The organism is Rhodococcus baikonurensis (assembly GCF_040489275.1).
Classification (GTDB): domain Bacteria; phylum Actinomycetota; class Actinomycetes; order Mycobacteriales; family Mycobacteriaceae; genus Rhodococcus_F; species Rhodococcus_F baikonurensis.
The window spans coordinates 11,843-29,752 of the sequence record NZ_JBEUOQ010000025.1 but is presented as its reverse complement, the minus strand read 5'-3'; the positions used below and the strand labels follow the sequence as shown (position 1 = coordinate 29,752).

At 63.4% G+C, this 17,910-nt stretch carries 21 protein-coding genes and 1 pseudogene; 9 read left to right on the top strand and 13 right to left on the bottom strand.

The window, feature by feature from the left end; all coding sequences use genetic code 11:
• Positions 1-62: 62 nt before the first annotated feature.
• The 3 genes from ABWI03_RS31410 to ABWI03_RS31400 are packed head-to-tail and all read right to left on the bottom strand — an operon-like array spanning position 63 to position 2,145.
• On the bottom strand, positions 63-869 hold the full coding sequence (locus ABWI03_RS31410; protein WP_003944619.1) for a cytochrome c biogenesis CcdA family protein: 807 nt from the start codon (positions 867-869) through the stop codon (positions 63-65).
• Positions 866-1,510 carry a TlpA disulfide reductase family protein gene (locus ABWI03_RS31405; RefSeq protein ID WP_003944594.1) on the bottom strand — a complete coding sequence of 215 codons (645 nt, stop codon included), beginning with the start codon at positions 1,508-1,510 and terminating at the stop codon, positions 866-868. The genes ABWI03_RS31410 and ABWI03_RS31405 overlap by 4 nt, the downstream gene beginning before the upstream one ends.
• Positions 1,507-2,145: a TlpA family protein disulfide reductase gene (locus ABWI03_RS31400; protein WP_003944602.1), complete on the bottom strand. Its 639-nt coding sequence runs from the start codon at positions 2,143-2,145 to the stop codon at positions 1,507-1,509. The genes ABWI03_RS31405 and ABWI03_RS31400 overlap by 4 nt, the downstream gene beginning before the upstream one ends.
• A gap of 128 nt (positions 2,146-2,273) precedes the next feature.
• Between ABWI03_RS31400 and ABWI03_RS31395 the strand changes: the two genes are divergently transcribed.
• The gene (locus tag ABWI03_RS31395) at positions 2,274-2,639 is read left to right on the top strand and encodes a DUF4229 domain-containing protein (protein WP_019747393.1); all 366 of its coding nucleotides are present in this window, start codon (positions 2,274-2,276) and stop codon (positions 2,637-2,639) included.
• Positions 2,640-3,003: 364 nt separating this feature from the next.
• Here ABWI03_RS31395 and ABWI03_RS31390 read toward each other — a convergent pair whose 3' ends face one another.
• The 3 genes and pseudogenes from ABWI03_RS31390 to ABWI03_RS31380 form a co-directional block, all read right to left on the bottom strand.
• A complete protein-coding gene (locus ABWI03_RS31390; RefSeq protein ID WP_003944633.1) occupies positions 3,004-3,342 on the bottom strand; it encodes a hypothetical protein in 339 nt (112 codons plus the stop codon).
• Positions 3,329-3,754, bottom strand: coding sequence for a DUF3703 domain-containing protein (locus tag ABWI03_RS31385; RefSeq protein WP_087503898.1), 426 nt, complete (start codon positions 3,752-3,754; stop codon positions 3,329-3,331). Before ABWI03_RS31385 ends, ABWI03_RS31390 begins: the two co-directional genes overlap by 14 nt.
• A 56-nt stretch (positions 3,755-3,810) precedes the next feature.
• A pseudogene (locus tag ABWI03_RS31380) lies at positions 3,811-4,197 on the bottom strand (HAD-IC family P-type ATPase); the annotation flags it as partial.
• Positions 4,198-4,426: 229 nt separating this feature from the next.
• Between ABWI03_RS31380 and ABWI03_RS34235 the strand changes: the two are divergent.
• The 7 genes from ABWI03_RS34235 (at position 4,427) to ABWI03_RS31350 (ending at position 10,179) form a co-directional block, all read left to right on the top strand.
• Entirely contained in the window at positions 4,427-4,666 is a 240-nt protein-coding gene (locus ABWI03_RS34235) for a DUF8730 family Cys-rich protein (protein ID WP_080726681.1), read from the top strand.
• A gap of 75 nt (positions 4,667-4,741) precedes the next feature.
• Positions 4,742-6,898 carry an MMPL family transporter gene (locus ABWI03_RS31375; RefSeq protein WP_037131615.1) on the top strand — a complete coding sequence of 719 codons (2,157 nt, stop codon included), beginning with the start codon at positions 4,742-4,744 and terminating at the stop codon, positions 6,896-6,898.
• A 26-nt stretch (positions 6,899-6,924) separates the two neighbouring features.
• Positions 6,925-7,176, top strand: coding sequence for a YgaP-like transmembrane domain (locus tag ABWI03_RS31370; RefSeq protein ID WP_003944652.1), 252 nt, complete (start codon positions 6,925-6,927; stop codon positions 7,174-7,176).
• A 44-nt stretch (positions 7,177-7,220) separates the two neighbouring features.
• Complete coding sequence (locus ABWI03_RS31365; protein WP_011133463.1) at positions 7,221-7,637, top strand: DUF302 domain-containing protein; 417 nt, start codon at positions 7,221-7,223, stop codon at positions 7,635-7,637.
• A complete protein-coding gene (locus ABWI03_RS31360; RefSeq protein WP_003944622.1) occupies positions 7,637-8,410 on the top strand; it encodes a sulfite exporter TauE/SafE family protein in 774 nt (257 codons plus the stop codon). The genes ABWI03_RS31365 and ABWI03_RS31360 overlap by 1 nt, the downstream gene beginning before the upstream one ends.
• 78 nt (positions 8,411-8,488) lie before the next feature.
• Entirely contained in the window at positions 8,489-8,758 is a 270-nt protein-coding gene (locus ABWI03_RS31355; RefSeq protein ID WP_003944639.1) for a metal-sensitive transcriptional regulator, read from the top strand.
• Between the two features lie 53 nt (positions 8,759-8,811).
• Positions 8,812-10,179 (top strand): MBL fold metallo-hydrolase, encoded by a 1,368-nt coding sequence (locus ABWI03_RS31350; RefSeq protein WP_003944677.1) that lies wholly within the window; start codon positions 8,812-8,814, stop codon positions 10,177-10,179.
• Between the two features lie 362 nt (positions 10,180-10,541).
• Here the strand turns inward: ABWI03_RS31350 and ABWI03_RS31345 are convergent, their stop codons facing one another.
• Genes ABWI03_RS31345 through ABWI03_RS31330 form a run of 4 tightly spaced genes read right to left on the bottom strand, consistent with a single transcriptional unit; the run spans position 10,542 to position 14,040 of the window.
• Positions 10,542-11,144 carry a cadmium resistance transporter gene (locus ABWI03_RS31345; RefSeq protein ID WP_003944587.1) on the bottom strand — a complete coding sequence of 201 codons (603 nt, stop codon included), beginning with the start codon at positions 11,142-11,144 and terminating at the stop codon, positions 10,542-10,544.
• 49 nt (positions 11,145-11,193) lie between these two features.
• A complete protein-coding gene (lspA, locus tag ABWI03_RS31340) occupies positions 11,194-11,718 on the bottom strand; it encodes a signal peptidase II (RefSeq protein ID WP_011133466.1) in 525 nt (174 codons plus the stop codon).
• Positions 11,715-13,667, bottom strand: a complete 1,953-nt coding sequence (locus ABWI03_RS31335; protein WP_003944623.1) for a heavy metal translocating P-type ATPase — start codon at positions 13,665-13,667, stop codon at positions 11,715-11,717. Before ABWI03_RS31335 ends, lspA begins: the two co-directional genes overlap by 4 nt.
• Entirely contained in the window at positions 13,660-14,040 is a 381-nt protein-coding gene (locus ABWI03_RS31330) for an ArsR/SmtB family transcription factor (RefSeq protein ID WP_003944657.1), read from the bottom strand. Before ABWI03_RS31330 ends, ABWI03_RS31335 begins: the two co-directional genes overlap by 8 nt.
• Before the next feature lie 339 nt (positions 14,041-14,379).
• Between ABWI03_RS31330 and ABWI03_RS31325 the strand changes: the two genes are divergently transcribed.
• Complete coding sequence (locus tag ABWI03_RS31325; RefSeq protein ID WP_011331632.1) at positions 14,380-14,802, top strand: heavy metal-responsive transcriptional regulator; 423 nt, start codon at positions 14,380-14,382, stop codon at positions 14,800-14,802.
• Positions 14,803-15,162: 360 nt separating this feature from the next.
• Here the strand turns inward: ABWI03_RS31325 and ABWI03_RS31320 are convergent, their stop codons facing one another.
• The 3 genes from ABWI03_RS31320 to pstB form a co-directional block, all read right to left on the bottom strand.
• Complete coding sequence (locus ABWI03_RS31320; protein ID WP_011331631.1) at positions 15,163-16,227, bottom strand: helicase associated domain-containing protein; 1,065 nt, start codon at positions 16,225-16,227, stop codon at positions 15,163-15,165.
• A 52-nt stretch (positions 16,228-16,279) separates the two neighbouring features.
• Complete coding sequence (locus tag ABWI03_RS31315) at positions 16,280-17,029, bottom strand: winged helix-turn-helix transcriptional regulator (protein WP_003944618.1); 750 nt, start codon at positions 17,027-17,029, stop codon at positions 16,280-16,282.
• Positions 17,030-17,120: 91 nt separating this feature from the next.
• On the bottom strand, positions 17,121-17,897 hold the full coding sequence (gene pstB, locus ABWI03_RS31310; protein ID WP_003944636.1) for a phosphate ABC transporter ATP-binding protein PstB: 777 nt from the start codon (positions 17,895-17,897) through the stop codon (positions 17,121-17,123).
• Positions 17,898-17,910 lie beyond the last annotated feature (13 nt).

The following is a 17,910-nucleotide window of genomic DNA, read 5'->3' as shown; positions in this document are numbered from 1 at the left end:
GCTTTCTCGGATAATCAGTCTCGGTAGGCGGCGGATGCGACCTCCCGCGGTGGCGTTATCTGTCATATCGGCAGCACGACCGAACTGACGAATTCGTTGCGTAACCAGCCGACGAACATGCCCCACACGCCGGTGACCAGTGCGAGCCCGACAGCGACGAGCATTATTCCGCCGACGATCTGAATCGTCCGTGAATGGCGTTTGAGCCACCCGACGCCGCGGAGAGCTTTCGCCGACCCGAACGCAAGCACGATGAACGGCAGTCCCAATCCCAGACAGTAGGCGACAATCAGTATCACGCCCCGCGCTGCTGTCGTGCCTTCAGTTCCGGCCGCCACCGAAATAACTCCGGCGAGGGTGGGGCCGAGACATGGTGTCCAACCCAACGCGAACACGCCCCCCAACAAGGGCGCGCCGGCAAGGGAGGAGATACGCCGCGGGGCGAACCGTGTGTCTTTCTGCAAGGCAGGAATCAAGCCGATGAAGGTCAACCCCATCACGATGGTGATCACACCACCCACCCGTTGGAGCAGGTCTTCGTTGATGCGCAGGGTTCCGATCACCCCGAACACCGACGCGGTGGCGAGAACGAACACCACGGTGAATCCGGCAACGAACATCGTTGCCGCGCCGGTAACCCGCCATCTGCCTGCAGGTTCCGAGGTCTCGTCGCCACGGGTCACCGCTGGAGAATCAGCTCCGGAAATGCCGGCCAGATACGACAGATATCCGGGAACGAGCGGCACCACACACGGCGATGCGAACGACACCAGACCGGCCAGAATGCACGCTGCTACGGCGAGCAGTAACGGGCCGCTCGCGGCGGCGGTCTGGAAGCTGGAGCCGACACCTTGGGCGAGTTCGTTCACCGCTCGGCCGCCACGCGCTCGATGACCGGTTGCAGATCCTCGGTGAGAAGTGCGCGAAGAAACACAGCGGCGACGCGCTGTCTGCGATCCAACACCAAGGTGGAGGGAATCACGCTTGTCGGATAGTTTCCGCCGAGCGCTGTCAAAGTTCTCATCGACGGGTCGTAGATCGAGGGGTAGCTGACGTTGTTGTCGACGACGAAGTCCTGGGCCTTGTCTCGTTGAGGATCTCGAACGTTGATCCCGAGAAACTGAACACCGAGACTTTCGGTTGCTTCGTACGCGCGCTCGAGATCGTCGGCCTCGGACCGGCACGGGGCGCACCATTGCCCCCACAGATTGATCACGACGACCTGACCGGCGTAATCAGTGAGTGAAATATCGCTACCGTCGGCCATGAGGTCAGGTCCGGCCAATACACCGATCATGTTTCGCGATTCGGGCGGGTCGTACAAAATATCGGTTTGTCCTCCCGGTGACACGAAATCGAAATTCGCACCCGAAGCGACTGCATCGGTGCCGGTTGCACATCCACTCGCGGCGACGACGATCGCAGTGAGAATAGCGACCAGTGGGAGGATGCGGGTCGGTTTTCCGAGTACGCGTTGTCTCGATTTGCGAGGGAGTGCGGGGGCATTCATTTCATCAACTCACTTACAGCGGAGCGTATTTGGTCAGTGTTTTCGAAAACCATGGGGGTTGTAATCTGTTCGACGGACCCGTCTTGTTGGACGAGAAAGCTCAGCGGCAGAACTGGCGGCGCCGATAGCGCAATTCCGATGTCGTCGACCGCAGCGAACGAGGGATAGTGCACGCCTGCAGCGGTGAGAAGCGCTAGTGCTGTGGACATGTCGTCCTGGACGTTGATCCCGACTACTCGGATGGAGCCCGGAGTACCTGCATAGTCATTCAGGACCGGGATTTCCGATCGGCACGGCCCGCACCACGAGGCCCAGAGGTTGATCAGGGTCGGCTCCCCGGACAGCGCTGCACCGAGGTCGACCACAGTATTCTCGCCAAGACACGTCGCTTTGATTCCCAGGAGTTCTCCTCCAGCGGGCGGTACTGCCGGGGCCACAGGACAGGGAACCGCTGCTGCCGCGGACTTCGAGGAAAACCCCGAGTCGACGCGATCTTCATCTGCCTGGGCGGCCGGAGGCACTTGAGGCCGGGTCGAGGAATGGGTCTCGGTTGACGTTGATCGAGGCCAGATCGCCACGACGAGAAGACCGATCACAACCAGGAAGAGCAGGAACCACCGAGACTGTGCCTGCATGCACTTCCTCCAAGCGTGGTGCGGTGAACCGGGACAACACTGAACTACTATTGTGCATAGTAGACATATGGTTCGTTCTGTCGCCCCCGCCAACCAGAGGCGGGATCCGAACCCGAGAATCGAGCATCGTGAAACGCCAGTCCGCTCCGAAGGGCCGTATCAATCCACCAGTCAGCCCAGAAATTGCGGCACTGGGTGCCCATCAAGCACCGCAGACGCGCGTGGCGCGGATCAACCGTGTAGCACGGTCAAAGCTCGTGCGTCTGGTGATGTACTACACCGCGGTTCGACTCGCCCTGATCGCCGGCCTCGCAGTGATCATCATGGGAATCAACGCCATACTCGAACTCGAAATCCCCGGTGTGTTAGCACTGTTCGGGGCGGTGCTGCTCGGATTCGCCATCTCTGCGATCGCGTTCCGGTCATTGCGCCGCCGGATCAATGAAGAAGTGATGGTCGTAGATGAAAAACGGCGTGCAATGCGCACCCGGTGAAGGGTTCCCTCCGGTTAGGTGCGCGTGAAAGCTCCAGTAACGAAAATGCCCAGCATCGGTGCCACAACCTGTCTTTTTTGGACGTATGACCGCTCAAAGCTGCCTTCCTGGGTGATGCCGAGGGCGCGCGATCATGCATTGATTGGCATTGGGATGAAGATGTCAGGTGACGGGATCAGGTGCGGAGTCGGCGGTATCCGTGGTGGTCTCGAGTTTCGGAATCGGTACAAGCTGCGGGATCAGGCGGACGAGACTCGAGCAGGCGCAGTACGGAGGACCGTTGAGTCAGCTCGCCCTTGTGAGGAACCCCGGGGCTGCTGCTGGAGACGACCCTGTTGGGACCACCGGTGGGTGGCCGATACTTTCACTCATCGCCCTCTACATCAGCTGTGGGCGCAGCCATACCGAACGCACCCCTCAGTGCAGCAACGGTAGGAGCGCCACCGACCTCGCCCGTGGAATCTCGATAGAGCCTGCATGACACGTTGGGGACCTGGTCCGGTTCGGCAAACGGATCGCGGCCGTCGACGAGCAACGTCGGCGATCCGGTCATGCCCGCAAGCCTTGCGGATCGAGGATCGTCGACGATTACGTGGCGCAGTTCCCAATCGATGGACTCCTCCGCGAGAACGTGCTCGATCCGTTGTTCGAGGAGCTGCACGTTCGGGCAGTCCGGGACTTGCAAAATTTCAAGGTGCATCATGGTGTTCCTCCGTCGGCGTGTGGTTTCGAGTATGCGGCAGTGCAGGACAGCTCGCGGTAAACGAAACCCAGGACTGGTAGGTCTGCATTTTCTCGGCAAGATCGTCAGGTATCGGCATCGGTGTCATAAGACCGGCACGAGTTCGTTCGGTGTTGCCCTCCGGATAGCGGCCCAGTGCGGATCCCGGGGCGGCGACGACGATGATGCGAAGAACCTGCCCGACGGCTTCGCGGCAGTCACGCTGATGTAAGGCCAGGGGAGCATGGCGAGGTGGTTTGTGTGGCCATGGACAGGGCTGGGAGAGGACATGTGTGCGTTCGAGGTGATGCCAACGCTGGGTGTCATCGCTGGTGCGGCCGGCTGCGGTCCTCTTTGCGGGCCGAAACGCGACGGCGCTGTGTCGGTCGTGCAAGCGATGCGCTTCGTGTAGACACTGCGCAATTGTGCGAGCATTCGGTTCATCGGATGCAGAGCCGGCGGCAGGTGCTGCAGGTCTTCGCCCATCAGAGCAACATCGGCGGTCTCGATGGCCACGTCGGAACCCATCGCGCCCATGGCAATGCCCAAGTCGGCGGTGGCCAGGGCGGGGGCGTCGTTGACACCGTCCCCGACCATTGCCGTCGGGCGGTTCGCACGCAAGGTTTCCACGATCCGTGCCTTGTCCTCCGGGCGCAGGTCGGCGTGCACGTCGTCGATCCCGACGTCGGCGGCCAGCGCCTGGGCGGTGCGTTCGTTGTCGCCGGTGAGCATCGCGACGGTGTACCCGCCGCGTCGTAGCCCGGCGATCACCTCATGTGCTTCCGGTCGGAGCTCGTCTCGTACGGCGACTGCCCCGATGACGGTTCCGGCGCGCTCGATCCACGCCACGAGTTCCCGAGACCTCTCACCGATGGCGTGGCCGCCGCACCCGGACTGAGTCGTCTCGACGGATGCGCCGACGTGTGCGTCGGCTACCCAGAAAGCGGTACCTCGCCTGGGCACTCGACGACCCGGACGGCCCACCCCCTCGGGTGGGCGCCCGAGAGGAGCGAACGGCCTACCCGAGCGTATACCCCCAGGGGTACTTGCATACCCCCCTGGGTATATGCAACAGTGGGTAGACGCTCGTCAGAAAGGACTGTCTATGTGTTACCCCGTCCCGTGCCCGATATGCGACAAGATCGCGTGGGCAGGTTGCGATCGACATGTCGACGACGTCACGAAGGATGTTTCACGGCCTCGGCAGTGCACCTGCTCTGCTGAGACCGTTGGTCCTATCGATCGGCGCCAGCGCCTCGCGATCGCTGTTTCGCCGCCAATCCCGGTCGCGAGTGCAAGGGCCTAACCTTCCAATTGGGTCAGGTTTACCGAGGTCTAGCTCGCTCATTTGAATACCCCAGCCCGTATTTTAGGAGAAGTTATGTCTGTGCCCGACACCGTGACGGCCACCGGTCGTGACGATCGTGATCGCGTATCTACACCCGGCATACTCGGACGCCTGGGAAGCGCGATGGTCGCACGCCGCCGATGGGTGTTCGGTGTCTGGCTGATCGCGCTTGTCGCGCTCGGATCTGCAGCGCCGTCGGTTTTTTCGTCACTGGCGGGTGCTGGGTGGCAAGCCAACGGATCCGAATCGGTCCAGGTCCGTGAACTCGCGCAACAGCATTTCGGCGGGAACTCCTCGGCCGCGGTTCAGGTGGTGGTCCATTCGGACACCGCGTCGATCGACGATCCCACCGTGCAGCAGAGACTCATCGACGTCACAGCTGTGTTCGACGGTGACACCCGGTTCGGTGCCGTCATCGCCCCACAGCCTGGTATGACCATCAGCCCCGACGGCCACACCGGCATCCTCATCGCCGGCGCCAACGCAAACGCGGACGACATGGTCAAAGCCGTCGACGATGTCAAAGACGAGCTGACCGCACTCTCCGGCGACGGTATCGAGGTCTATCCCACCGGATCCTCCGCGTTGTGGTCCGACTTCAACAAAGCCAACCACGATGCGATGATTCAGGCTGAACTATTCTCTTGGCCAGTCACTTTGGCGATCATGGTGCTCGCATTCGGCTCCCTCGTCGCTGCCGGGCTGCCGCTGTTGCTCACAGTGGCCGGACTCGTCGCCTCCGCCGGCGGTTTGGTGCTGCTCAACGAGGTCACACCGATCTCGGTATGGGCGATGAATTTCGCGATGATGTTCGCCCTCGCTCTCGGCATCGACTACGCCTTGTTCATCGTCGCCCGCTTCCGCGACGCCCTCCGTACGGCCGATCCACGAGCAGCCGTTGCCGAAACCATGGACACCGCAGGCAAAGCGGTGCTCCTGTCCGGACTTACCGTCCTGGTCAGCCTCTCGGCAGTGCTGCTCGTTCCCGCACCGGCCGTGCGCACCATGGCCGTAGGCATCATGCTGGCCGTCACGTTCGTTCTGATCGCCACCATGACACTTCTTCCGGCCACGCTGGGCGCACTCGGCCCCAAGGTCAACGCAGCATCCCTGCCTTACGCGAAACGCCAACAGCACCGATCCCCGAAGTTCGCTGCGTGGGGCGAATTGCTTCACAAGTACCCATGGCCGTTCGCGCTGGTCTCCGTCGGCATCCTCGTCGCCCTGGCCTTACCTGTCCTGGGACTGAAGGTGGCAATGCCGTCCATCGCTGTCGTTCCCGACGATGCGCCCGTTCGGCAAGGTTACGAGTTGGTTCAGGCCCAGTTCGGTGACGGGGCACCCGGCGCGCTGCAGATAGTTGTCCCGTCTTCCGATGCGGCTGCTACCGCCGCGGCAGCGAGCAGCGTCGACGGGATCTCGATGGTCACCCCGCCCACACCATCAACAGACGATTCGAACTACACACTGCTGCAAGCGTTTCCTGCCGTGGACCCTTCCGCAGAGGCCATGGGCACGATCCTCGGTGACCTACGCGCACAACTACCGGAGTCCGCGCTCGTCGGCGGCGCGCCAGCGGAGAACCTCGACCTGCAGCAAGCCCTGAACGACTACCTACCGTTGGTTATCGGGATCATCCTCGCCCTCGGCTTCATCCTGCTGCTCGTCGCTCTGCAGGTACCACTGATCGCGATCCTCGGCACCGCCGTCAGTTTGCTGTCGACCGCCGCAGCGTTCGGGGTTGCGAAGCTGATCTTCCAAGACGGACACGGATCGTCGCTGCTCGGCTTCACCCCTCAAGGTTTCCTCGACGGCTGGGGGCCGGTGTTCTTCTTCGCGATGATCTTTGCCATCGCCATGGACTACACCGTGTTCCTGCTCGCCACCGCGAAAGAACACTACGAGAAGACCGGGGACCCGAAGGCTGCTCAGGTCGACGGCCTCGCGCACTCCGGACGCGTCATCTTCGCCGCTGCGGCGGTCATGGTCGCCGTGTTCTTCACCTTCGCGCTCTCCGATCCGCTCCCACCCAAGGAAATGGGCATCATCCTCGGCGTCGCGGTGTTGCTCGACGCCTTCCTGATCAGGCTGATCCTGCTCCCGGTCCTGCTCCGGCTGAGCGGTCACGCTGCATGGTGGGCACCGGGCTGGCTGCGCAGAATGTTGCCGTCGATCCGCTTCTCGCACTGACCATTACAACACCTCACGGAGGAATCATGACCGATCCGAACATCACGCATTCGAGCACGTCTGCCGGGTGGCCGATCGAACGTATCGTCCCCGCACTGGCCGCCGGCGTCACCGCGACGGGCCTGACCCTCGGCGAACTCCACGCACCACGGTGGAGGCTGCTCAGCGCCTTCGCCGCCGCGAACCTCGCCCTCTACGCCGCGGTCGGCTGGTGCCCGGCAAGTGCGCTTCTCACCAGAGCGGGCGTACCAAGTCTTCGCCACCCCCGAAGCGGATAGGCACACAATTGCCGCAGTTCGACGAACGGAAGGAATTCTCCACCATGACCATCGCACTCTCGACCACCTTGACCGACACCGACTTCGAGACGGCGGTCACCGCCACCAAAGCAGCACTGTCCGAGCAAGGCTTCGGTGTGCTGACCGAAATTGACATGCAGGCCACCCTGAAAGCCAAACTTGGCACAGACATGGAGAAGTATCTGATCCTAGGCGCGTGCAATCCCACGCTTGCACACCGCGCCGTAGGAATCGTGCGTGAGATCGGCCTGCTACTGCCCTGCAACGTCGTCGTCCGTGCCGACACCACCGCCGGATCGGTCATCGTCGAGGCGATGAACCCGGACCTCATGGTCCAAGTGACGGGCGAACCAGCACTGTCAGATGTCGCGGCCGAGGCCACCACCAAACTCCAAGCCGCCCTGGACACGCTCGGCAGTCGGGATGCAGTGCGCAGTTGATGACGTTGACCCTGGCGCTGGCGCTCGGCCTCACCGTCGGAATCCTGCTCGGTCTCCTCGGAGGCGGTGGATCGATCCTCGCTGTCCCGATCCTCGTGTACGCTCTCGGGTTCCCCCTGCCGGAGGCGATACCGACTTCGCTGTTGGTGATCGGTGTCGCCTCCGCGGTCGGGGTCATCTCCAAGGTGCGGGCGCGGCTCATCGAATGGCGACTCGCGGCAATCTTCGCCGCCACCGGAGTCCTCGGCACCCTGGCCGGCACTGCCCTTGGCAAGCATCTACCTGAAACTGCCGTGATGATCGGCTTTGCGATCGTCATGATCCTCGCGGGGGCACGCATGCTGCGCAGCCCCGACAATCCCGGAACCGCCTGCAGGACGAGCAATTCCGGGATCAACTGGCGCCGATGCGCACCTCGGTCCATACCGACCGGATTCGGCGTCGGTGTCCTTACCGGACTGTTCGGCGTCGGCGGGGGCTTCTTGATCATCCCCGCATTGGTTCTGCTGCTGGGAATCGAGATGAGTGTCGCCGTCGGAACCTCTTTGGTGGTCATCGTCGCCAACTCCGCCGCCGGACTCATCGCTCAGGCCGACGGCCTAGGTGGAAACTGGCCCTTGACGGCAGCGTTCGCAGGTTCAGCCATTGCGGGTTCGTTGGTGGCCGGACGATTCGGTACACGCATCGCCACGGACTCACTTCGGCAGTGGTTCGCCTACCTGGTGTTTGTCGTGGCAGGTTACGTCCTCATCGACACTCTCGTTCTCGGATGATCTACCGTGCACCCCGTTGGATGCCCCCGGGGGTAATCTGGCAATTTCTGGCATCATCATGCATCTGAAGGAGACCCCATGATCGGCGACGAAGACAGCATCGCATTGGTCCTCAACCGCCTCCGCCGCGCACACGGCCAACTCTCGGGAGTGATCGGCATGATCGAGAACGGACGCGATTGCAAAGACGTTGTCACCCAGCTCGCCGCTGTTTCCAGGGCCCTCGACAAAGCTGGCTTCAAGATCGTCGCTACCGGTCTCCGAGAGTGCATGACAGGCGAAGCGGCAGACAACAAAGAACCCATGACCGAAGCAGAACTGGAAAAGCTCTTCCTGGCGCTGGCCTGAACGCCCGCTTCACATCAGGAACGAGGCCGACCGACAACATGTAGGAGCTCCCCATGAGCACGACCGACCCGGACATCGCCATCATTGAAACTTCCAGCCTCGGCGACCGCAGCTATCTGATCAGCCACGACGGTATCGCCGTGGTGATCGATCCACAACGCGACATCGACCGCGTCCGGGCGCTGGCAGCAGAAAAGAACGCTGTCATCACCCACGTGCTGGAAACTCACATCCACAACGACTACGTCACTGGCGGCCTGGAACTTGCGCGCGCCACGGGTGCCGAATACGTCGTCCCGGACGGCGATCCGGTCGAATACGAGCGCCGAGCAGTCGTCGACGGCGATGTCGTCGACGCGGGATCGACGACGTTCGAGGTCATGCACACCCCAGGGCATACTCATCACCACGTCAGTTACGTTCTGCACCGGCGCGGCGAGCCGATCGCAATCTTCACCGGCGGCTCCATGCTCTACGGGTCCACCGGGCGCACTGACCTGCTCGGCTCCGAGCACACTGATGAACTGACCCACGCGCAGTACCATTCGGTCCGCCGTATCGCGGCCGAACTGGCCGCTGAGGTGGAGGTCTACCCCACACATGGGTTCGGTAGCTTCTGTGCCGCAACTCCGACCAGCGGGGACTCATCCACCATCGGTGAACAGCAGCAGTCCAACCCCGCACTGACTCAGGACGAACACACCTATGTCGACGAGCTGATCGCGGGCCTGTCTGCATATCCCGCGTACTACGCCCATATGGGCGTCATCAACACCAAAGGGCCGGCCCCGATCGACCTGTCCATGCCCGAGCCCGTCGATCCAGACGAACTACGTCGCCGCATCGACGCCGGGCAATGGGTCGTTGACCTACGAGCACGCACCGCTTTCGCCGCCGGCCACGTCGATGGCTCTCTCGGGTTCGAACTGTCGACCAGCTTCGTCACCTATCTCGGATGGCTTTATCAGTGGGGCGTGCCGTTGACGCTGATCGGTGAAACAACCGACCAGATCGCCGAGGCGACCCGCGAGCTGGCTCGGATCGGCATCGACAGTCCCTCCGGATCCGCCGTCGGTGAGATTCACTCGCTCGTCGGCGACGGAAAGGTCCGCTCCTACGATGTATCCGACTTCGCCGGACTCGCGGCGGCCACCGGCGAACGTGAGATAAGCGTCCTCGATGCGCGTCAACAGTCCGAGTACGCGGACAGCCACCTTCCTGGTGCCGTGAACATCCCCCTCCACGAGCTACCACACCGACTCGAGGAAGTTTCCGCGGCCGAAGTGTGGGTGCACTGCGCATCCGGTTACCGCGCATCGATCGCCGCTTCACTTCTCGACCGCGAACACCGCACAGTGGTCCTCATCGACGATGACTACGAGCATGCCGTGCAGCTCGGCCTCCACACATCGCCCGCCTGACGAATGCGCCGCCGCTGCGCAAGCCGCACGATGCGAGTGGTTCACGGGGCTGATCTCCCCGATTTCAGCAAACGGCCATCGGATAATTCCGACAGAGGGCAGGAAGCCCAACCCCTGCCCGTGCCGACGTCCGAGAAGGCGGCCACCGCTGGTCCAACGATCATTCGGGCGCCGTCCGAGTTTGTCGTTCTGCCAATTCGCACTGGATCTTCCGCTCGCCTTTGCTTCGGTGGCCGGACCGTTGTGACGCGCCATGCACGGTTCCGGCCGGGATGCGGTGCGCGGAGTCGCAGACATCCGCGTGCCCCGGCGACCGCGAGGAGCCGGGACGGATCAAGGTGCCACCGTGCCAGCAGTGTCGGTCATGCCGCGGCGGCGATCAGGCGGCCGATCACACCGGATTCGAGCAGGATGATGACGCCCAGCCCGATGAAGACTGTGGGCACGAGCCAGTGCTCGACGCGCTCGAGGGTGTCGATGACCTTCTTGTGGGTGCCGAGCATTCTGCCGGCGGCGCACCAGAGTCCGACACAGATCAGGAACACGGCGATGGTAACGATGGTCTGGGGCGCACCGAGAGTGCGGAAGACCGGGGTGTAGACGGCGATGTTGTCGGCGCCGTTGGCGATGGTGATGGCGGCGACGCTGATCGTCCCGGCCGCGACCACTACGGGTTCACCGTCTCCGTCGCTGCGTAAGCCCTGGATCAGTCCCCAGATTCCTAGCGACAGGGGAAGTAATCCGAGTAGTCCAACCCAGTCCTCGGGCACGATCACCAACCCGAGGGCGGCGACCACACTGATCGCGACGAGGGTGATCAGGCCGAGGTACTGGCCGGCAACGATCTGCCATGCCCGCGGCCGTCCTTGACTGGCGGAGGCGACGAACAGGACGGTCAGTACGACGATGTCGTCGATGTTGGTGCCGGCGAACATCGCTACCGCCGCGGCGATGGTGCCGATCATCCTCGCATCCGGCGGCTGCCGCGGCGCGGCCTGATCTCGGGTATTGCTGTCATTTCGAACTCTCCTGTGCGGGCGGGGGATCGGCCGGGTCGTGGGTGGACTCAAAGATCAGTGATGCGACGAGCAGCACGACGCCGCAGGTGATGTAGGTGTCGGCGAGGTTGAAGGTGGGCCACCAGCCGGTGTGGAAATAGTCGGTGACCTTTCCGTCGACGGCACGATCGATCACGTTGGCGGCAGCTCCGGCGAGGATCGCCGACCAACCCACCGTCCCCACCAGTGAAGCGGTGGGGACGGTGCGCCAGGCGTAAATTCCGACGCCGAGAGTGATGGCGGCGGTGACCGCGAGGATGATCCAGGCCGGAAGCTGTTGGCCGATGCTGAACGCGACACCGCTGTTGTACGCCAACTTCAGTTGCAGCAATCCCATATCGACGGTGCGTGCACCGGAAAGGGTACGGCGCGCAACGGGTTCGGCCGACAGTGCGATCGCGATGAGAGCGAGACCGACGACCACGAGAATCACCCGCCGCGTGCTACCTGTGCGGATTGATCGAGCCGCTAATTCGCTCACGTGCGGGCCTCGACCTTCCCCGCCGGTGCGGGTACCGATCCGGTGGGGAAGGCTTGCGCGCGGCCGGCCCGGACACCGTTGGCGATGACCACGATCTCAGCGACCTCGTGCACCAGGACCACGGCGGCCAGGCCGAGGACCCCGAACAAGGCCAACGGCATCAGGACGGTGATGATCGCCAGCGACAGTCCGACGTTCTGCAGCATGATGGTCCGGGAGCGGCGCGCGTGCGCCAACGCCTGCGGCAGGTGCCGCAGGTCTTCGCCCATCAGAGCAACATCGGCGGTCTCGATGGCCACGTCGGATCCCATCGCGCCCATGGCAATGCCCAAGTCGGCGGTGGCCAGGGCGGGGGCGTCGTTGACACCGTCCCCGACCATTGCCGTCGGGCGGCGCGCACGCAAGGTTTCCACGATCCGTGCCTTGTCCTCCGGGCGCAGGTCGGCGTGCACGTCGTCGATGCCGACGTCGGCGGCCAGCGCTTGGGCGGTGCGTTCGTTGTCGCCGGTGAGCATCGCGACGGTGTACCCGCCGCGTCGTAGCCCGGCAACCACCTCACGTGCTTCCGGTCGGAGCTCGTCACGGACGGCGACCGCCCCGATGACCGTTCCGGCGCGCTCGATCAGCACCGCAGTGGCGCCGGCATGCTGCATCCGCTCGATATCCCCTGCCAGCGGACCCGGGTCGATCCAGCCCGGTCGACCGAGGCGCACAGGTATGCCGTCGATGTAGCCGGTCAAGCCCGCCCCTGTGACCGCGTCCACGTCGTCGGCAGGCACATAGTCCTCGACGGCGGCGAGAATCGCGCGAGCGAGAGGGTGCTCGCTACGCGCTTCCAACGCTGCGGCCACCGCGAGAACGTCCCCGCGGTCGGCGCCGTTCGCGGTCGCGACGTCGATCACGGCGGGTTGGTTGCGGGTAAGGGTGCCGGTCTTGTCCAACGCGACGGTGCGGATCCGGCCGAGCGCTTCGAGGGCAGCGCCGCCCTTGACCAGGACGCCGAGCTTGGATGCTGCGCCGATTGCGGCGACAACGGTGACGGGGATCGCGATGGCCAGCGCGCACGGCGACGCGGCGACCAGTACCACCAGGGCTCGTTCGATCCACACCAGCGGATCACCGAGCATGCTACCGACCGCGGCGATAGCCGCGGCGACGATCATCACGCCCGGAACCAGCGGCTTGGCGATCTTGTCGGCGAGGCGTTGCGCCTCGCCCTTGCGGGACTGCTCGGCCTCGACGATCCGCACGATCTTGGCCAGCGAATTGTCCTGCGCATCTGCGGTGACCTCGACTTCGAGGACGCCGGTGCCGTTGATCGACCCGGCGAACACCTCGTCGCCGGGACCGGCTTCGACGGGCATCGACTCTCCGGTGATCGCGGAGGTATCCAGGGCGGTGCGCCCGCTGCGAATGATGCCGTCGGTGGCGATCCGTTCCCCGGGCTTGACGATCATGACCTCACCGAGCTCGAGCTCCGAGGGCGGGACGGTTTCCTCCCGGCCGCCGCGGAGCACTGTCGCGGTGTCCGGGACCAGGGACAGCAGGGCGCGCAGGCCACGGCGAGTGCGGGTGACGGCATACTCTTCGAGTCCCTCGCTGATCGCGAACAAGAATGCGAGCATGGCTGCTTCGCCGACCTCGCCGAGCAGTACCGCGCCGACGGCCGCGATCGTCATCAGGGTGCCGACGCCGATCTTGCCCTTGGCCAGGCGTGTGAGAGTGGACGGGACGAAGGTGTAGCCGGCAATGATCAGCGCGCCCGCTTCGAAGCCGATCCCGAGAGCATCAGGCCCGCCGGCCAGCCGGACTGTCAGGGCCGCGATCAGCAGCACGCCCGCTGCTGCGGCCGCCCGGATCTCGGTAACCTGCCACCACTTTTCGATCTCGTGTTCTTCCTCGCCCTCGGCGCGGGGTTCGTCGTGGCCGCAGCCGCACGCGTCACTCACGGCTATCTCCGGTGTCGGTGCCGTAATTCGGGCACAGGGCAACCGCGTTCCCTGTCGCGGCAAGCAGCGTCTCCGCCGAGGCGAGTAGGTCCATCAACTCCGGTCGGGCCAGCGAGTAGAACACCTGCCGACCTTCTGGTCTGCCGTCGACCAGACCGCAATCACGTAGGCATGCGACATGTGCGGACACCGTCGACTGGGCGAGGCCGAGTTCACCGATCAAATCCGCAACCCGCGCTTCTCCTTCGGCGAGACGGCGCACGATCGACAACCGGGTGCCATCCGAGAGACTGTGGAACAGTGCCACTGCCGCATCCAGACTGGACCCGCTGCCGGTTGCAGCGAGGCATCCCGACTCGTTATTCATCGTCATAAAACGATGATAGCAATGTAGGGCGATTCGAGGAAGGGTGATGCACCGGACTTGGAAGTGAATGCGGTACGCCAGCCGAACGGTGGCCGGCCGACGTACCTCACCAGGAACGGCGAAGTGACATCGGTAGATTCCGAGTTGCTCGCCACGGCATCACATGGGGGGACAGCAAGGACCCATCGCTCGACACAGCCAGTCGCACAACATCTCCAGTGGGTTCATTTCACACCTCCTTCTGAGCGTTCGCCGTCAGCGCGACGACGAGCGGTCCGAGTCACCTGCGGTTCCCGAACGTCATCCATAATGGACATTCCAGTGCGATGGAAGGTCAAGGATCTCGTGAAAATTGGTGAACTGGCCGCTCGGAGTGGCGTTGCCCCGAAGACGCTGCGTTTCTACGAGGACAGTGGGGTGATTCCCGTCCCGGTCCGAAAGTCCAACGGCTACCGGGATTTCGGTCCGGAATCTCTTTCGCGTTTGCGGTTCGTCCGCAGCGCCCAGTCTGCAGGTCTCACCTTGCGAGAGATCCGCCAGATCCTCACCACCCATGACCGCGGGGCGGCTCCTTGTGAGCAGGTCGTGGAGATGCTCTCGGAGCATCTCTCCCAGGTTCGTGGCAAGATCCGCGAACTTGCCACCCTCGAAACAAACCTTGTTGCGCTGCTGGGTCGAGCGGAAAGTGGGATTCCGCCGGAAACCGACGATGTCGGTGTGTGCTGGATCCTGGAATCTGAGCCTCAGGACGGTGTTGCTGAATCGTGAAATCGATTGCGGGTGCACCCCCCTGTTTCAGCAGGTTCGGCGCTCAGCAATGTGATGAGGTGAGCGAAGCGGTTGTAGCGGTGTTGCCGGTGTGTTGATCAGTCCGGTGCAGAAGTAGTGGTGTCGGGATCTGTCGGGAACATCGATTCGGCGGATTCTCCGGGTGCGGGAATTGACAGGCGCCGCCACTCGGGGGCCGAGGTCACCATTGAGCGTTTCCGGAACTTTCGTTCCCAGGGAGCCATGTGCACTTCGCCTTGCCTTGGAAAGCAGGAATCCTCTGCGAAACCTGCATCGCTGTGATCCAAGGTTGCTGGCGAGCATGAGTGGGGTTGTCTTGCGACGGTTCACTTGCCGGGTTTACTCGTGCTGTTTGTCGTCGATCCAGCGCCAACCTGGAAGTTGTTCGAGTCGTGCGGAGCGGGCGTCGGACAGAATTCCTCGGTGGTGGTGTTTTCGTTGGGTGCTGACCCATTCGCCGAGGGGATAAGTTCCGGTGACCGCGCTCTTGGATGGTCGAGCATGACCGGAGTTCGCGACGAACTGAGTCAATACGGAAAACCCTCTCTCCCATTGTGTTTGGAAAGGATCCCAGTCCCAGCCGGGCAGCGCTTCGAGGGCGGCGATTTTCTCGATCGCCAGGGTGCCGGTTTTGTAGTCGCGGCGCCGGTGGTGGACCCACTGTCCGAGGGAGAACCCGTCGAGGATCTCTGATTGTCGGGGGGAGGCTGTTCCGTGGATGGCGGTGTAGGCCTTAAGGGCCGAGATCCCCTGTATCCACGCGTCGCTCTCGCGGCCCCATCGCCACCCTGGGAGCTTGTTCAGTTCGGCGATACGATCCGGGGGCAGGGTGCCGGCGCGATGCTCTTCTCGGCAGCGGAACACCCATTTGCCCACGTCGAAGCTGTTGGCGCGCGCTGAGCGAGGGACATCGGCACCATCGTGCTCTCGGAGGTACATCTCGAGTGCAGAGCGCCCGGTTTCCCAACGAACGGTGTCGTTGTCCCACATCCAGGCGGGTAGGGCTTCGAGCATGAGAATCTGGGTGTCGGTGAGCTCGCCATTCTGGTGGGCTGTGCGCTGGGCGTTCGCCCATGCGACCAGATCGATACCATCGATCACGAGAGTCGACGACAGGTCCGTGTCGGGGCGCGCGGCGAGCTCGTCCGATAATGCGGACAGTGCTGCTCGCCAACTTTTGCGTCGCGGTTTCCCCCAGGTCCAGCCGGGTAGGTTTTCGAGGAGGTCGGCTTCACCGGCGGAGAGTGTGCCGTCCCAGTATGCGATCCGTCGACGTGCCACCCAGCCGCCGAGATCGATTCCGAACGCATGGACTCGACCTGCCGGGCCGGCATGACCTTTGAGTTCGACGAACTTCGTCAGTGCTCGGAATCCTGATTCCCAGTCGTCGGTGGGTGCGCCCATCACACGACCTGGGAGTTCTTCCGGGTTCTGCTACCGCAGGGAGCTGATGGGTTCATGCACACAAGGAAGGAGCGAGGCGGTAGCCGGCGCCGCGGATGGTGCGAATGAACTGTCCGTGCTGGGTGTCCGAGCCGAGTTTTTCACGTAGCCGCTTCACGTGCACCGCGACGGTGTTCGTTTCGGCGCTGTGACCCCAGACTGCGAGGCTGATCTCGCTTTGGCTGGCGACGTGGCCGCGGCGTTTGATCAAGTAGACGAGCAGTTCGAACTCCCGCTGCGTCAACTGCACTTCGCGGTTTCCGACGCGGGTCTCGTAGCCACTGGGGTTGACCCGGATCGGTCCGGCGGTGACGACACTGTCTTCGGCGAGGGAGAGCGCGGTGATGCCGGCGAACGGAGCAATGGTGGTGATGTCGTACGGGCGGGCAACGACCGCCGACGCGCCCGCGGCGAGGACTTCGCGCACGATGCGCTCGTCGCCCGACTTGGCTGCACCGACCAGGATCGGAACATCGGACCGGCTTCGAATCGTGGCCACCACTCGGGCGGCGTCGACGTTGTCGGTGTGAGCAGCCAAGATCAGGACGGTCGGCACCTCTGCACCCACCGCCAGTAGAGTCTCGGCACCGTCACGGCACCAGTCGGTGCGAATCCCCATGTGGTCGGCGGCCGCCATGAACTGCGCAGCGGTGGCTGGGTCCGGCTCCGCCAGAAGCAGACGCGTATGCGAATCGGCCAAGGAGTAGCCGTAATGCGCTCCCGCAGCGACCTCCCGGTCCGGCTGACGCAATTCGATAGTCAACTGTCGACCCCCTATTTCAGAACGTACCCATTGTCTCACCTGAAGTAGCCGGTGAGGAGGAGGTCGACTGCCCGCACAGCCACAGTGTCGCTCAGCCGAAGCGACCGGAGATGTAGTCCTCGGTGGCTTTTTGTGTCGGGTTCGAGAAGATCTTCTCGGTGTCGTCGATCTCGACGAGTCGACCGGGCTTGCCGGTTGCCTCGAGGTTGAAGAAAGCCGTCTGGTCACTCACACGCGCAGCCTGCTGCATGTTGTGCGTGACGATGACGATGGTGAAGTCCTTCTTCAGCTCGGTCATCAGGTCCTCGATCGCGAGAGTCGAGATCGGGTCGAGCGCGGAGCACGGCTCGTCCATGAGCAGGACGTCGGGCGAGACGGCGATGGCACGCGCGATGCACAGACGCTGCTGCTGACCGCCTGAGAGGCCACCACCGGGCTTGTCGAGGCGATCCTTGACCTCGTTCCACAGGTTGGCGCCGCGCAGCGAACGCTCGGCCACCTCGTCGAGCTTTTTCCTGTTGCGTTCACCGCTCAGTTTCAGGCCGGCGACGACGTTGTCCTTGATGGACATGGTCGGGAAGGGGTTGGGTCGCTGGAAGACCATGCCGATGGTCTTGCGAACGCCTACCGAATCGACGCTGGAATCGTAGATGTCCTCGCCGTCGAGCAGGACCGAACCCTCGACGCGCGCACCGGGAATTACTTCGTGCATGCGGTTGAGAGTGCGCAGGACCGTCGACTTTCCGCAGCCGGACGGACCGATGAACGCGGTCACGCTCCGGGGCGGGACGGACAGGCCCACATCGGCGACAGCGTGAAACTTGCCGTAGTAGATGTTGAGATCTTTGATGTCGAGGCGCTTGGCCATGTCTGGTGTTCCT